Source organism: Salegentibacter tibetensis (assembly GCF_020164485.1).
Taxonomy (GTDB): domain Bacteria; phylum Bacteroidota; class Bacteroidia; order Flavobacteriales; family Flavobacteriaceae; genus Salegentibacter; species Salegentibacter tibetensis.
Genome location: NZ_JAIQZA010000008.1, coordinates 42,623 through 56,009, shown reverse-complemented (window position 1 = coordinate 56,009; position 13,387 = coordinate 42,623). Strand labels below are relative to the sequence as shown.

The 13,387-nt window shown below is 36.9% G+C and carries 11 protein-coding genes; 4 read left to right on the top strand and 7 right to left on the bottom strand.

Annotated elements, in window-relative coordinates:
* Window positions 1-68 precede the first annotated feature (68 nt).
* Complete coding sequence (bcp, locus tag LB467_RS05880) at window positions 69-524, bottom strand: thioredoxin-dependent thiol peroxidase (RefSeq protein ID WP_224473099.1); 456 nt, start codon at window positions 522-524, stop codon at window positions 69-71.
* 123 nt (window positions 525-647) lie between these two features.
* On the opposite strand from bcp, the gene LB467_RS05875 reads away from it, so the two are divergent.
* Window positions 648-1,304 carry an endonuclease III domain-containing protein gene (locus tag LB467_RS05875; RefSeq protein ID WP_224473098.1) on the top strand — a complete coding sequence of 219 codons (657 nt, stop codon included), beginning with the start codon at window positions 648-650 and terminating at the stop codon, window positions 1,302-1,304.
* Window positions 1,305-1,465: 161 nt separating this feature from the next.
* Here LB467_RS05875 and LB467_RS05870 read toward each other — a convergent pair whose 3' ends face one another.
* Together LB467_RS05870 and LB467_RS05865 are read right to left on the bottom strand one after the other, a co-directional pair.
* Window positions 1,466-1,618: a hypothetical protein gene (locus tag LB467_RS05870; RefSeq protein WP_224473097.1), complete on the bottom strand. Its 153-nt coding sequence runs from the start codon at window positions 1,616-1,618 to the stop codon at window positions 1,466-1,468.
* A 59-nt stretch (window positions 1,619-1,677) separates the two neighbouring features.
* On the bottom strand, window positions 1,678-2,262 hold the full coding sequence (locus LB467_RS05865; protein ID WP_224473096.1) for an RNA polymerase sigma factor: 585 nt from the start codon (window positions 2,260-2,262) through the stop codon (window positions 1,678-1,680).
* Window positions 2,263-2,498: 236 nt separating this feature from the next.
* On the opposite strand from LB467_RS05865, the gene uvrA reads away from it, so the two are divergent.
* Both uvrA and LB467_RS05855 read left to right on the top strand, forming a co-directional pair.
* Window positions 2,499-5,285 (top strand): excinuclease ABC subunit UvrA, encoded by a 2,787-nt coding sequence (gene uvrA / locus LB467_RS05860; protein WP_224473178.1) that lies wholly within the window; start codon window positions 2,499-2,501, stop codon window positions 5,283-5,285.
* 190 nt (window positions 5,286-5,475) lie between these two features.
* Entirely contained in the window at window positions 5,476-6,681 is a 1,206-nt protein-coding gene (locus tag LB467_RS05855; protein ID WP_224473095.1) for a hypothetical protein, read from the top strand.
* A gap of 81 nt (window positions 6,682-6,762) precedes the next feature.
* On the opposite strand, the gene LB467_RS05850 is transcribed toward LB467_RS05855, so the two are convergent.
* The 4 genes from LB467_RS05850 to LB467_RS05835 all read right to left on the bottom strand — a co-directional run bounded on the left by LB467_RS05850 (window position 6,763) and on the right by LB467_RS05835 (window position 12,300).
* Complete coding sequence (locus LB467_RS05850) at window positions 6,763-8,226, bottom strand: polysaccharide biosynthesis C-terminal domain-containing protein (RefSeq protein WP_224473094.1); 1,464 nt, start codon at window positions 8,224-8,226, stop codon at window positions 6,763-6,765.
* A 3-nt stretch (window positions 8,227-8,229) separates the two neighbouring features.
* Window positions 8,230-9,519 (bottom strand): glycosyltransferase family 4 protein, encoded by a 1,290-nt coding sequence (locus LB467_RS05845; protein WP_224473093.1) that lies wholly within the window; start codon window positions 9,517-9,519, stop codon window positions 8,230-8,232.
* Window positions 9,520-9,527: 8 nt separating this feature from the next.
* Window positions 9,528-11,945 (bottom strand): YfhO family protein, encoded by a 2,418-nt coding sequence (locus LB467_RS05840; protein ID WP_224473092.1) that lies wholly within the window; start codon window positions 11,943-11,945, stop codon window positions 9,528-9,530.
* Between the two features lie 79 nt (window positions 11,946-12,024).
* Complete coding sequence (locus LB467_RS05835) at window positions 12,025-12,300, bottom strand: DUF4834 domain-containing protein (protein ID WP_224473091.1); 276 nt, start codon at window positions 12,298-12,300, stop codon at window positions 12,025-12,027.
* A 106-nt stretch (window positions 12,301-12,406) separates the two neighbouring features.
* On the opposite strand from LB467_RS05835, the gene LB467_RS05830 reads away from it, so the two are divergent.
* A complete protein-coding gene (locus LB467_RS05830) occupies window positions 12,407-13,381 on the top strand; it encodes a transporter (RefSeq protein ID WP_224473090.1) in 975 nt (324 codons plus the stop codon).
* Window positions 13,382-13,387 lie beyond the last annotated feature (6 nt).

The window sequence follows — 13,387 nt, the reverse complement described above, 5'->3', positions numbered from 1 at the left end:
TAAAAATAAAAAGAGCTTGCCTGGGTTTTTAGCCGATAGACAAACTCTTTTTACATTAAAATCCTGTTCTATTCAGAAAGGATTTGAGCAGTATGTTCCTTGGTTTTCACCTTTTTGATCACTTCTTCAATTTTACCATCTTCGTCGATAATAAAAGTGGTTCTGTGAATCCCGTCATATTCTTTTCCCATAAATTTCTTAGGACCCCACACTCCATAAGCCTGGATTACCTCTTTATCTTCATCGGCTAATAGCGGAAAAGGGAATTCGTATTTATTTTTAAAATTGCTTTGCTTTTTTTGTGTATCGGCACTAACCCCTAAAATAGCATAACCTTTTTCCTGAAAACGCTCCCAGTTATCCCTAAGGTTACAGGCTTCGGCTGTGCAACCCGGTGTGCTGGCTTTCGGATAAAAAAACAATACCAGTTTTTTGCCTTTAAAATCTGATAATTTTACTGTATTTCCATCCTGATCTTTTACTGAAAATTCCGGGGCTTTGTCACCCGCTTCTAATGTTGTCATAATTCTTATTTTTGCAATAATTAACCTTCAGGCTTTAACCGGAGGCATAAAAAATTTAATTTTTAATTTTTCGACATTACGGTCGAAATTCTTAATCTCACTTATTGAGTAAATTTAAACAATATGACCAAACAAGAAAAGGTACAGTTCGTAATTGATACCTTAAACGATATTTATCCTGAAATTCCCATTCCTTTAGATCATAAAGATCCTTATACTTTATTGATAGCCGTTTTACTTTCAGCTCAAAGTACCGATGTAAAGGTAAACCAGATCACCCCCAATCTTTTTGAAATAGCCGATAACCCAAAGGACATGGTAAAACTTTCAATAGAAGAAATCAGGGAAATCATTAAACCGGTTGGTCTATCTCCCATGAAATCTAAAGGAATCCACGGTTTATCTGAAATTTTACTGGAAAAATATAAAGGAGCAGTTCCTGCCAGTTTTGAAGCTCTGGAAGCATTACCGGCGGTTGGCCATAAAACTGCAAGTGTAGTAATGGCTCAGGCATTTAATGTACCTGCTTTTCCGGTAGACACCCATATTCATCGTTTAATGTATCGCTGGAATTTAAGCAACGGAAAAAATGTAACGCAAACCGAAAAAGATGCAAAGCGTTTATTCCCAAAAGATCTCTGGAACAAACTTCATTTACAGATTATTTGGTATGGGCGGCAATATTCCCCCGCCAGAGGCTGGGACCTTGAAAAGGATATAATTACCAAAGAAATTGGAAGAAAAACAGTAATAAGCGATTATTATAAGAAGAAAAAATAATAATCACTCATTAAAACAAAAGGGCTGTCTGAAAAGATCTGTTTTCGTCAAGCTGAACTTGTTTCAGCTTATAACATGTTTTGAATATTAATATATTAGATCCTGAAATAAATTCAGGATGATGTTCTTAATAAATTCTCAGACAGCCTCTTTGATAAATACTAGTTAAGAATGGTACCGAATTTAATTCCCCGGGTTTCCACCACTCTTAAGGCTTTGGAATAATTTAAAAGAAACTGTACCGTCTCTTTTCTGGGCCCTAAATCTTTCAACTGATCTTTTTTAGATAGTTTTTTAGTGTAAAGTTTCCTCATCAGATAATATTTTGCGTTGGTTTCTTATACTAACGCAATCTTTTGAGGAATATTATAGATTAATTTGTTAAAACCAGATTATGCTTTTCGATAATTTTACGAAGATTTATTAACGCATAACGCATTCTGCCTAAAGCAGTGTTTATACTTACGCCGGTGCGTTCAGAAATTTCTTTGAAGCTCATATCTTTATAGATTCTCATGGTAAGAACTTCTAACTGATCTTCAGGTAACTCTTTAATAAGTTCCTTTACATCATTTTCAATCTGATCTTTAATGATTTGAGTTTCTATGTTTAAATCAGAATCACTCAAAACCGAAAAAATATTAAAGTCGCCACTGTTGTCAAATTTAGGCATACGTTTATTTCTTCTAAAATGATCTATTACCAGGTTATGTGCAATACGCATCACCCAGGGGAGAAATTTACCTTCTTCGTTATATTTACCACGTTTAAGGGTATTGATCACTTTAATAAAGGTGTCCTGAAAAATATCTTCAGCGACATCGCGATCAAAAACTTTAGAGAAAATAAAACTGTAAATTCGGTGTTGGTGCCTGTTAATTAGCTTGCTTAATGCAATTTCATTTCCTTGCATGTATTCATGCACAAGAACGGCGTCAGTGATTTCAACGTTATTCATATCAGTTACTTTTGTTCAGGAGGGTTGGGGTTCCCGAGATTAGGTTATTTAGTTTCTAAAAGTAACTTTATGCTATAGGCTAGTGTTTTTAATAAATATGAATGCTCAAATATAGCAAGATAAATTTGACAATTGCAAACAAAATTTTAATTTTTTAACATTACAATAGGATTTTCAGGGCTTTTTACACTGCTGCTTATTGAGTACCTTTGCATTCTTGAACTAGAAAAATGAGCATGAATATTGACGTTGCCGAGGTAAATCCCAAGGAGAATATAATTATAAAAGGTGCAAAACTGCACAATCTTAAAAATATAAATGTAGTTATCCCCAGGAATAAGTTGGTGGTAATTACCGGCCTTTCGGGTTCCGGAAAATCCAGTTTAGCATTTGATACACTGTATGCTGAAGGCCAGCGCCGTTATGTAGAAAGCCTTTCTTCTTACGCCCGCCAGTTTTTAGGCCGATTAAATAAGCCGAAAGTGGACTATATAAAGGGAATTGCTCCCGCCATAGCCATTGAGCAAAAAGTAAATTCTACCAATCCGCGCTCCACCGTGGGAACTTCTACCGAGATTTACGATTACTTCAAATTGCTTTTTGCCCGAATTGGAAGAACTTACTCCCCTGTTTCAGGTAACGAAGTAAAACGCGATCGCGTGGCCGATGTGATAGATCACGTGAAATCTTTTGACGAAAGAGAAAAATTATTATTGCTGGCGCCAATTCATATTGAAGAAGGCAGAACGCTTTCAGAAAAAATAAAAGTGCTGGCCCAACAAGGTTATAGCCGAATCAAGGTAAAAGATGAAGTACTTAGGATAGACGAAGCCGATCTTGAAAAGATTAAAACGAAAGATACTTTATTGGTGGTAGATAGAATTATCACTAAAGATGAAGAAGACTTTTATAACAGACTGGCTGATGCAACCGATGCAGCTTTTTTTGAAGGAAAAGGAGAACTTTATATTGAAAATTTAAAATCGGGCAAAAAGAGGCATTTCAGCAATAAATTTGACTTAGACGGCATAAGCTTCCTGGAACCAAATGTGCATCTCTTTAGCTTTAATAATCCATATGGTGCCTGCCCTAAATGTGAAGGATACGGTGATGTAATTGGAATTGACGAAGATCTCGTAATCCCAAATACCGGACTTTCTATTTATGAAAACGCGGTTTTTCCCTGGCGTGGAGACAGTATGAGCTGGTATCGAAATCAATTGGTGAATAATTCACATAAATTCGATTTCCCTATTCATAAACCCTGGTTCAAGCTTACAGACGAACAAAAAGATTTGGTTTGGAATGGAAACGAGTATTTTGAAGGATTAAATGATTTTTTCCAGTTTTTAGAAAGTAAAGCTTATAAAATTCAGAATAGGGTGATGCTTTCCCGTTACCGCGGTAAAACACGCTGCACCACCTGTAAAGGCAAGAGATTACGCCCTGAAGCAGAATATGTGAAAATTGACGGCCATAGCATTACTGACCTGGTTGGAAAACCTTTGGATAAAGTGAGGGAATTTTTCGCCGACTTAAAATTAAACGAATACGATCAACAAATTGCAAAACGTCTCCTTATTGAAATCAATAACCGACTCAAATTTTTATCAGAAGTAGGTTTAGATTATCTCACTTTAAACCGAAAGTCCAACACCCTCTCCGGTGGAGAGTCGCAGCGAATTAACCTGGCTACTTCGTTAGGGAGCAGTCTGGTGGGTTCAATGTATATTTTAGATGAACCATCCATTGGATTGCATCCGCGTGATACAGAGCGTTTAATTGGCGTACTTAAAAATCTTCGGGATATTGGGAATACCGTGATTGTGGTAGAACACGATGAAGATATTATGAATGCCGCCGATGAAATTATTGATATTGGCCCCGAGGCGGGAACTCACGGTGGTGAAGTTGTAGCCACGGGAACACTAAAGGAAATATTAAAATCCAATTCCCTCACCGCGCAATATTTAAATGGAAAGGAGGAAATTCCGGTTCCTAAAGAGCGCAGAAAAGCTTCAGGAGAAATAAGGATTCTGGGAGCGCGGGAAAATAATCTTCAGAATATAGATGTTATTATTCCGCTTAAAACCTTTACCGCCATAACCGGGGTTTCAGGTAGTGGGAAAAGTACTTTAGTGAAGAAAATACTCTATCCCGCTGTTCAGAAGAAAATTGGAGGTTATGGCGAAAAAGCCGGACAATATACAGATATCGAAGGCGATTTTAAAAATTTAGGAAGTGTAGAATATATAGATCAAAATCCTATTGGCCGGTCTTCCCGATCCAATCCTGTAACTTATATCAAGGCCTACGACGATATTAGAAACCTGTTTTCTGATCAAAAATTATCGAATATTCGCGGTTTTAAACCAAAACATTTTTCTTTTAATGTTGAAGGTGGGCGCTGCGAAACTTGTAAAGGTGAAGGCGAAGTAACTATCGAGATGCAGTTTATGGCTGATGTCCATCTTGAATGTGAAGCCTGTAACGGAAAGCGTTTTCAAAAAGATGTACTGGAAGTTCAGTTTGACGGCAAGAACATAGATGATGTGTTAAACATGACCATAGACGACGCGACCAGCTTTTTCTCAGAAAATAAGCTTGACAAGATCGTTAGAAAATTAAAACCTTTACAGGATGTTGGGTTAGGTTATGTGCAATTAGGGCAAAGCTCCTCTACCCTATCTGGTGGAGAAGCACAGCGAATAAAACTGGCTTCGTTCCTTGTAAAAGGTGCTACCAAAGAAAAAGCATTATTTATTTTTGATGAACCTACCACCGGACTCCATTTTCACGATATCAAAAAATTACTAAAATCCTTTAATGCGCTTATTGAAAAAGGACATAGCGTAGTAGTGATAGAACACAATATGGATTTAGTAAAATGCGCCGATTATATTATTGACATTGGTCCGGGCGGTGGTGAGAAGGGTGGAAATATCGTAGCCCACGGTACCCCCGAAGAGCTCGTTAAATCCAAAAAATCTTTTACCGCAAAATATTTGAAAGATAAATTATAGCAATTCATTTTCAATGAATTAATCTAAGTAATAATTCATTTTTATTGCATATTATTTAATAAAACCTCTATTTATAAAAATAAAACCTCTAAAATCGAGCTTTTTTTAGAGGTTTTCTATTTTGGCACACGGTTTGCATTTCATGTATTGATTCCAATTTAGAATCCCTAACATTACTAAAACGCAAACCATGAAAAATATCGCCATTTTATTCAGCTTTTTATTTATTGGTATATCGGCTACGGCAACTTCTGAAGCTTTTTCCCGTAATGCCTACAACGATGCCTTTATTTTCGTTGAAAACGGTGTTGAGTTTGCCGTTTATCCTAACGGAGAGTTTGACTTTTATTATAATCCCGAATTTAGAGGAAACAGTGCTGTGAATATTTCTACTCCAAACATGAATATTAGTTATAACGCTGGGAGGAATTACGATGCCTATGTACAATATGATGATTATGGAGCAGTAATTCAAATTGAAAGTGTTCCGGTTTTCTATGACTACTACGGAAGAATTATTAGAGCCGGTGATGTATTTATAGATTATAACCGTCGCGGACGTATTGCACGGGTTGGAGGTTTATATATTCAGTACAATCGTTTTAACCGAATCACCAATTATAACGGATTTATAAACCATTATAACAACAGGTATGTATACAGGCCGTGGCACGATTATTACGTGAGACCCCGAAGCGGTGTAAGCATTGTTTTTGGTCAGCCTTACAGGGCTTATTATCAGCCAAACAGGATTACTTATGTACAACACGTAAATTATTATAATAATCATTATTCTAATAACGTAAATCAAAATTTTTACAGGCCAAATCAAACAGCGGTGTCTTATAATAAAGGAAGAAGAACTTCTGAAAGACGCGATATAAAAGATATTAGAGGAGACGAAGGTCGGGTGGCTTCCAACACGAATAATGTGAGAAGCAATGCTAATTCTCAAAGATCTAAAGCTACTGCAGATAGAAGCAGAACCGTTATTTCAGAAAGAAATAGCAGAACTAATTCTCGAGGAAAAGCGGTTAGATCATCAAGAGGTGTAAATAATAATGATGCTGTAAAAGCCAGAACTAGCCGAACTAGAACTGAGGCCAGAACAACAGGTAACACCAGAAACACTGCAGTGAGAAGCAGCAGTAGATCTTCTAACACAAAAGTGAATTCAACTGCAAGAAATAGCAGAACTGTAAAAAGTACTCCTGCGAGACAAACCAGTAAAGCCAGAACCGCTCCTACCCAAAGGAGAACTCAGGCCACAGGTAGAAGTAGTAGAAGTAATAATACCAGAGCGGTAAAAAGTAGTACTAATACAAGATCTTCGGGCAGAACATCAAATTCTTCTTCACGAGGAAGAAGTTCGGCACGAAATGTGAATAACAGATAATAAAGAATTCATAATTTAATTTTTTGGTTGGTTAGTTGGAAACCCCTTGAGACACGAAAGTGTTTCGGGGGTTTCCCGTTTTTAGGAGGTTCTTATCCCTAAAACTTTATTGATTATTTTATTTACTTCCGAAGAGAATTTCAGGAAATAAGCTAAGCCAACATAGCTTATTCCTATTAAAATAGATTTAAGAGCAATATTCAATATTGGATGAAAACTAAAGTCCCAAAAATAAAAACCAAAGGAAAAAATAAGTCCTATAAAAAGAACCAGCCAGGTTTTTGAAGTAAATGGAAGAAAATTAAACTTCTTATGCACCAACCAGATTTTAGCCGAATTATAGATAAAAAAAGCGATAAAACTGGCAATGGCTGCTCCCTCTATTCCGAAGCGGGGAATAAATATCAGATTTAAAATAAATGCTACTACAACAAGTAAAACGCCAATAAGCAAAACAATACGGTAATAATCTGAATTAAAAAGAATACTGTTATTGTTCCCCAGAAGATTATCATAAAGCTTCACCAGCGAGATCAATAAAACTACCAGAATGCTTAATTCATATTCATCAGGGATAAGTTCATAGAGCTGTTTTACGTTGGTAAGAATCAGAATAAAAATCAGCAGACTTACAATCAATAAGTTTAAAGAACTCTTTTTATATAGCTCCTCCAGGCTGTTTTTGTTTTTGGTATTTAGAAATTCAGCCGTCATTGGGTTAGTAATTTGGTGCATTGCCTTTTGCGGCACCGAAATAACCGTAGCGATATAGATTGCAATTCCGTAGATAGCTACGTTTTCTATGGGCATAAAATATTCTATCATCACTTTATCTAAATCCAGTAAAGCAGTCGCTACCGAACCTGCAATAAGAATGAGCGAGGTATACTTTAAAACGGGTGATAAATTATCTGGAAACTTAAAATCCAAACGGGGTAAATAAAGCGAAAACGCGTAGATCTTCATCGCGACAAGTCGAAGTAAAAAAACACCGGCTATACAGTAAATAAATTGATGAACTGTAATCCAGTTAAAATAAACCGCCAGCAACAATAAACTAATGCAGAATCTATGAAAAACCTCTTTCATAAAATTCCCAAAAACACTTTTATAAAAGAGTTTAGACCAGGCGAAAAATATCTCAAAATAAGAAGTGGCAAAAGCTATTAAAAAGATCAACCATATATAGGGTCGTACGAGCCCGTTTCCTTCCGTAAAATAATTTACAAGGAATGAATAACCGAAAGTCACGACTATTCCTAAAACCATTGAAACTATTAGCGGTAGAAACAGAACTAAATTTAAAAGCCTGTCTTTTTCCTGTTTGCTTTTATAAAAAGTAAAGAATTTTATAAGTGTATTATGGACTCCAAAAGCCATAAACGGCCAAAGCAAACTCGCCGCAGAAAGTAAAAATGTAACCAGCCCATAATATTTCTGTTCGAGAAAATAAGTGAAAAGAAATAAGGTGTTAATCGCGCCAATCGCAAAACCAAAATAGGTAGTAATTAGGTTTTTTAAAGATTGCTTGATTATCACTCCCATATTTTATACGGTCTTTAGCAAATTTGCTAGTTTTTTAGTCAGGTTTTTTCGGTGATATTGCTGAATATCTCCCTTTACAAAATTACTCTCCCTGTTTTTATAATAACCATAGTTGGCTAAAATTATGCTCTTAAGCTGTTTTTTCTCTAAATACTGAAAATATTCTCCTGCACCGGTTTCTTTCAAAATTTGCTCAACATCCCACTTTTCGGGTCCAATGGCTAAAATTGGTCTTTTGGCCATTAAATACTCAAATAATTTTCCCGGAATAATTCCGCGGGTTTCTTCGCTGTCAATTTCAATCAATAATAATAACCTGCTTTTTTGCTGAAGGGCAATTGCTTGCTTATGATCTATATACCCAAGTAATTGAAGCTTCTCCCCTAACCCAACCGATTTGATTGATGCAATTACTTCTTCGCTTATGGTTCCTGCTAATTTTAATTCTAGATCTCCAGCGAAGTCTGAATTATCTTGTACAAGTTCCGCTATGGCCAACCATAAGTTTTCCGGATTTCTTTCTGAAAGTAAAGATCCAATATGAGAAATGCTGAATTTATTATCTAATTCAATATTTTCCTCTAAATTTTCAATCCCATCAAATCCATTAGTGATTACGTTTATGGATTTACTGGTTTTTTCTGAAAATTCAGCTTTCGTGGTAAAACTGGTCGTGATAATTTGATCGGCTGAATTTAAAACTTCCCGCTCCAGGTTTTCGTGCTTCTGTTTACTGGCCTCTGTAAGTTTTAATTTTCTATGGTATCCAATTTGCGTCCAGGGATCCCTAAAATCGGCTATCCACTTTAAATCGAGTTCCTGCTTCAATTTTAAACCAATGAGATGCAAACTATGTGGCGGGCCGGTGGTGATTATTTTCTTGATACCTTCTTCTTCCAGGTAATTTTTCAGGAATTTCACAGAAGGTTTAATCCAGAATTTTCTCGCATCAGGAATAAATAAATTACCGCGAATAAAAAGCAGGCTTTTCTGTAAGAGCGACTGATTTTTTTCAGCAGCAATAATTCCTTTACTAATGGTTTTGGTTTGATTTTTAGCAAATATCCCGGCTAGTTGATAAGGCTCAAAAATAGGTTTCTTCAGAATAGTAATTCCCTGCGGAATTTCATTCACAAAAGATTTATCCAGCATAGGATAATTAGGATTTTCGGGAATATAAACTACAGGTTCAATCCCAAAATCGCGCAGGTACTTTACAAACTTAAGCCAGCGCTGCACGCCGGGACCTCCAGCCGGAGGCCAGTAATAAGTTATGATGAGTACCTTCTCCATTTAAGAGTCTATTCCTTCTTACGGGATTTGTAATAAAATCCACCTAAAATAATCAAAACCAGAATTATGGAGCTCGCCAGGGCAATACTGCTCCCGGTATTAACCACTTCGGGTTCAAATTTAAAAGTTACGGTATGTTCGCCACTAGGAATATTCATAGCACGCAACACGTAATTTGCGCGAACGTGATCTGCTTTTTCCCCGTCTACATAGGCTTGCCAGCCCGGTTGATAATACATTTCAGAAAACACTGCAAATTGTGGTGCCGAGGCATTGGTTTTATAAACCAACTCGTTAGGCTGATAGCTGTACAATAGGATTTCTGCATTTCCGGTAGCATTAAAATCTTCAGACACTTCATTCTTAAATTCCGAATTAATTATCGCTGTATTTTGAAGGTCAACTTCGTCTAAATTTAAAATCTCCTCGTTGGCAGATTCAACCCACGTAATATTATTAACAAACCAGGCATTTCCAAAAGCATTCGGGTTTTGCTGGGCTTGCGGCTGGCCACTTTCAGAAGGAACTATAAAATATTTTGCATTCAGCATATTTAGAATTTCCATATTGTTTTGAGAAATATAGAAATCGTAAAGATCCTGCATACGCCCGGGCTTAGCAGCATGATAACCGCCTATAGCATTGTGAAAATAGGAAGTTCTCCCGGTATTAAAAGGGCTGCCGGAAACATCAAAAACGCGATAATGTGCATCGTCCTGTAAAATCTGTTGATCGGCTTCATTAGGCTGAAACGGGCGATCCATCTGGCGGGCATTTACAAAATCATCGTTATTTACGTAGCGTTTATCTACCGGAATAAGGTCAAATAAAATTAGAAGCGCTAAAGCGGGTACTAACCAGTTTTGCGTGATTTTCTTTTCTATATACAACCAAAGTGCGGCTGCAGTTAAAGCTGAAAAAATAAGCGAACGAATAAGGTCTTCGGTATAAAGAGCTTTTCTATCCTCTTTAAGGGCTCTTACAAAATCGGCTCCCATTTGCTGAATTAATACCGAATCTCCCGCCCCACTGAAATCAAAAATAACGGAACGAAAAAGTAGTAAAGCAATTCCAATTCCTCCTACGATAATCCCAGACCATTTTAAAGCATGCACTTTTGCTTCTTTCTGCATCTTAGGATCAAATAATTTATAAAGTCCGAAAACCGCTAAAACCGGAACGCATAATTCTATAATTACCTGTATTGAAGAAACCGCCCTGAACTTACTGTATAGCGGAACATAATCGATAAAAAATTCAGTGAAAAATCCGAAGTTCTTACCCCAGGAAAGTACTAAAGCTAAAATACTTCCACCAACGATCCACCATTTTAATCTTCCACGAACCAGGTAAAGCGCAAAAATAAAGAGAAATAGAACCGTAGCGCCAATATAAGCCGGAGCTCCCACATAAGGCTGATCTCCCCAATAAGTGGGTGCATTTTCAGTGAAATTAGCCGCCTGAACCGGGGAAGCGCCTAGTTTTATAAGCGTATCATATATTTCTGAATCTTCCCCAATATCTTCAGCATTAGAACCACCCATAAACCTGGGAGCGAAAAGGTTCAAAGATTCCATTATTCCGTAGCTGTATTCGGTGATATAATCAAAAGTTAAACCAGCCGCAGGTTTATCAGATCCATCCGGCGAAATGGTTAAGCCGGTGTCGCCACGGGTACTGTGAGCGGTATATTCCTGGGTGGCGAGTAAATTGGTAGCATTGGCTCCAATAGCCAATACAACGGCCACCACCATTACTCCTAAAGCTTTGAAAAATTTTGGAAGTATTTGTTTACGGTAGGCATCAACTAAATAAGCAATTCCCAGAACAATTACCAGCAGAAGCAAATAGTAAGTCATTTGGAAGTGGTTTGCACCTATTTGTAGTGCCATGCCCAAAGATAAAAGCAAAAATCCCCAAAGATATTTTTGCCTGAAAGTGAGAATTATTCCGCCTAAAACCATAGGCATATAAGCTATAGCGTGCGCCTTGGCATTATGCCCGACCCCAAGGATAATGATAAGATAAGTAGAAAACCCGAAAGCCAGCGCGCCTAAGAACGCTAATCTAAAGTCGAGCTTTAAACAGAGTAATAAAATATAAAAACCTATAAAATATAGAAATAAATAATCTGCAGGTCTTGGTAAAAACCGAAGAACAGAATCAAGCTTTTTGACGTAGTTATGCGGATAATAAGCGCCTAATTGAAAAGTGGGCATTCCTCCAAATGCTGAATCGGTCCAATAAGGTTCTTCCCCGGTTTGGTCACGATAATCATTCTGCTCTTTGGCCATCCCGATATACTGAACAATATCGCTTTGGAAAATCTTTTTCCCTTCAAGAACAGGACTAAAATAAAATAAAGAAACTATTACGAAGCCTACCAAAACGAGAAGATGCGGTAGAAACTTTTTAAGATTGGCCATCTGAAATTTTTTAGATCACTTTCTGTTAAATTGAATGGGCAGCTTCTTCCCTTTTCAATATAAAAAATTGATCCCGAAATTAATCAATTTCCTCGTAATCTATATATTCTCCAACGTTTTTATTAGATTTCCTGCCACCTTTCGGCTTTTTGTCAATACTTACTTTTCCTTCTTTTTTCTGAGATGCAGGACCTTGTTGTTGCCTGAATTGCTGTTCAAAACGTTTTCCCATTTTCCGCAGGAAATATTTAAGAATAAGCGGCCCAAACCATTTAATTAGTAATTTAAATGCAAAATATACTAATAGAATGATTAGAATCGTTTGTAATACATCGGAAAAAGAAGCTTCTAACATTTTAAGGACTTTCTGCAAAAATAAAAATAAGCCTTGAGAATAGCAGCTTTCAGCTCCTAAAAAAATAATAAATCTGCTATCTTTGAAAGTAACAAACCAATCTAATATGCACTATTTAAAAGTAGGCTTCGCTTTTATTTTCTTCGGAATTTTTAGCGTAAACGCACAATATACTGAGACCATTAACTCCAATAGACCGGGAGAATCTCAAGGTGCTTATGCAGTGGGTAAAAACGTATTGCAACTGGAAGCAGGAGGTTATATGGGTAACGATAATCATGTATTATTTAACAGCAACACCGATATCCTCGGAGCAAGTTATGGTTTACGTTATGGATTTTTAACCGAAATCCTGGAACTTAATTTCTTTGGCTCTTTTCAAGACCAGGTGACATCTGTTCCCGTGGGTAACGGCGCCGATGAGTTTAGAGCCACTAACTTTAAGACGAACACAATAGGTGCAAAATTTTTGCTTTTTGATCCCGGTGTAAGTGTTAAAGAAAGAAAGGTAAATCTTTACAGTTGGAAAGCTAACCAGAGACCAGATTTCCGTAGTTTGATTCCTGCAGTTTCTGTTTATGCCGGTGCTAATTTTAGCTGGTGGGAAAATCCTTATATGTTTGAAGACGAATCGATAATAAGTCCGAAGGCTGCGTTTATCACCCAACATAATTGGGGACGCTGGGTTTTAGTAATGAATTTTATAGCCGATAAGTTTACAGAAGAATTTCCTTCATACGCGGGTATATTTACTCTTACTCACGCCATAAGTCCTAAATTTGCTGTATTCGGGGAGTTCCAAACTTACATAAGTGATCTTTATGCCGATGAGCTTTTGCGTGGTGGGGCGGCTTATTTGTTATCTAAAGATTTTCAGTTGGATATTTCCGGCCTGGTTAATTTTAAAGACACTCCTTCTCGCTGGCAGGTAGCCGCAGGAGTTTCTTATCGTTTCGATTTTCACGATGATGATGAATATATTGAAGACACTTACGAAGGAGATCGCAATAAACGTAGCGAAAAAATAGAAGAAACCGGGTTTTATAAAGAAAATGAAGAAGGAAATGGATCAGGTGAATAATTTTTG

What these genes read in the sequence shown, in the direction of transcription:
- bcp (WP_224473099.1), bottom strand. Translation starts at nt 524, where the DNA reads ATGACAACATTAGAAGCGGGTGACAAAGCCCCGGAATTTTCAGTAAAA.
- LB467_RS05830 (WP_224473090.1), top strand. Translation starts at nt 12,407, where the DNA reads ATGCACTATTTAAAAGTAGGCTTCGCTTTTATTTTCTTCGGAATTTTT.
- LB467_RS05875 (WP_224473098.1), top strand. Translation starts at nt 648, where the DNA reads ATGACCAAACAAGAAAAGGTACAGTTCGTAATTGATACCTTAAACGAT.
- LB467_RS05850 (WP_224473094.1), bottom strand. Translation starts at nt 8,226, where the DNA reads ATGGGAGTGATAATCAAGCAATCTTTAAAAAACCTAATTACTACCTAT.
- LB467_RS05845 (WP_224473093.1), bottom strand. Translation starts at nt 9,519, where the DNA reads ATGGAGAAGGTACTCATCATAACTTATTACTGGCCTCCGGCTGGAGGT.
- uvrA (WP_224473178.1), top strand. Translation starts at nt 2,499, where the DNA reads ATGAATATTGACGTTGCCGAGGTAAATCCCAAGGAGAATATAATTATA.
- LB467_RS05840 (WP_224473092.1), bottom strand. Translation starts at nt 11,945, where the DNA reads ATGGCCAATCTTAAAAAGTTTCTACCGCATCTTCTCGTTTTGGTAGGC.
- LB467_RS05865 (WP_224473096.1), bottom strand. Translation starts at nt 2,262, where the DNA reads ATGAATAACGTTGAAATCACTGACGCCGTTCTTGTGCATGAATACATG.
- LB467_RS05855 (WP_224473095.1), top strand. Translation starts at nt 5,476, where the DNA reads ATGAAAAATATCGCCATTTTATTCAGCTTTTTATTTATTGGTATATCG.
- LB467_RS05835 (WP_224473091.1), bottom strand. Translation starts at nt 12,300, where the DNA reads ATGTTAGAAGCTTCTTTTTCCGATGTATTACAAACGATTCTAATCATT.
- LB467_RS05870 (WP_224473097.1), bottom strand. Translation starts at nt 1,618, where the DNA reads ATGAGGAAACTTTACACTAAAAAACTATCTAAAAAAGATCAGTTGAAA.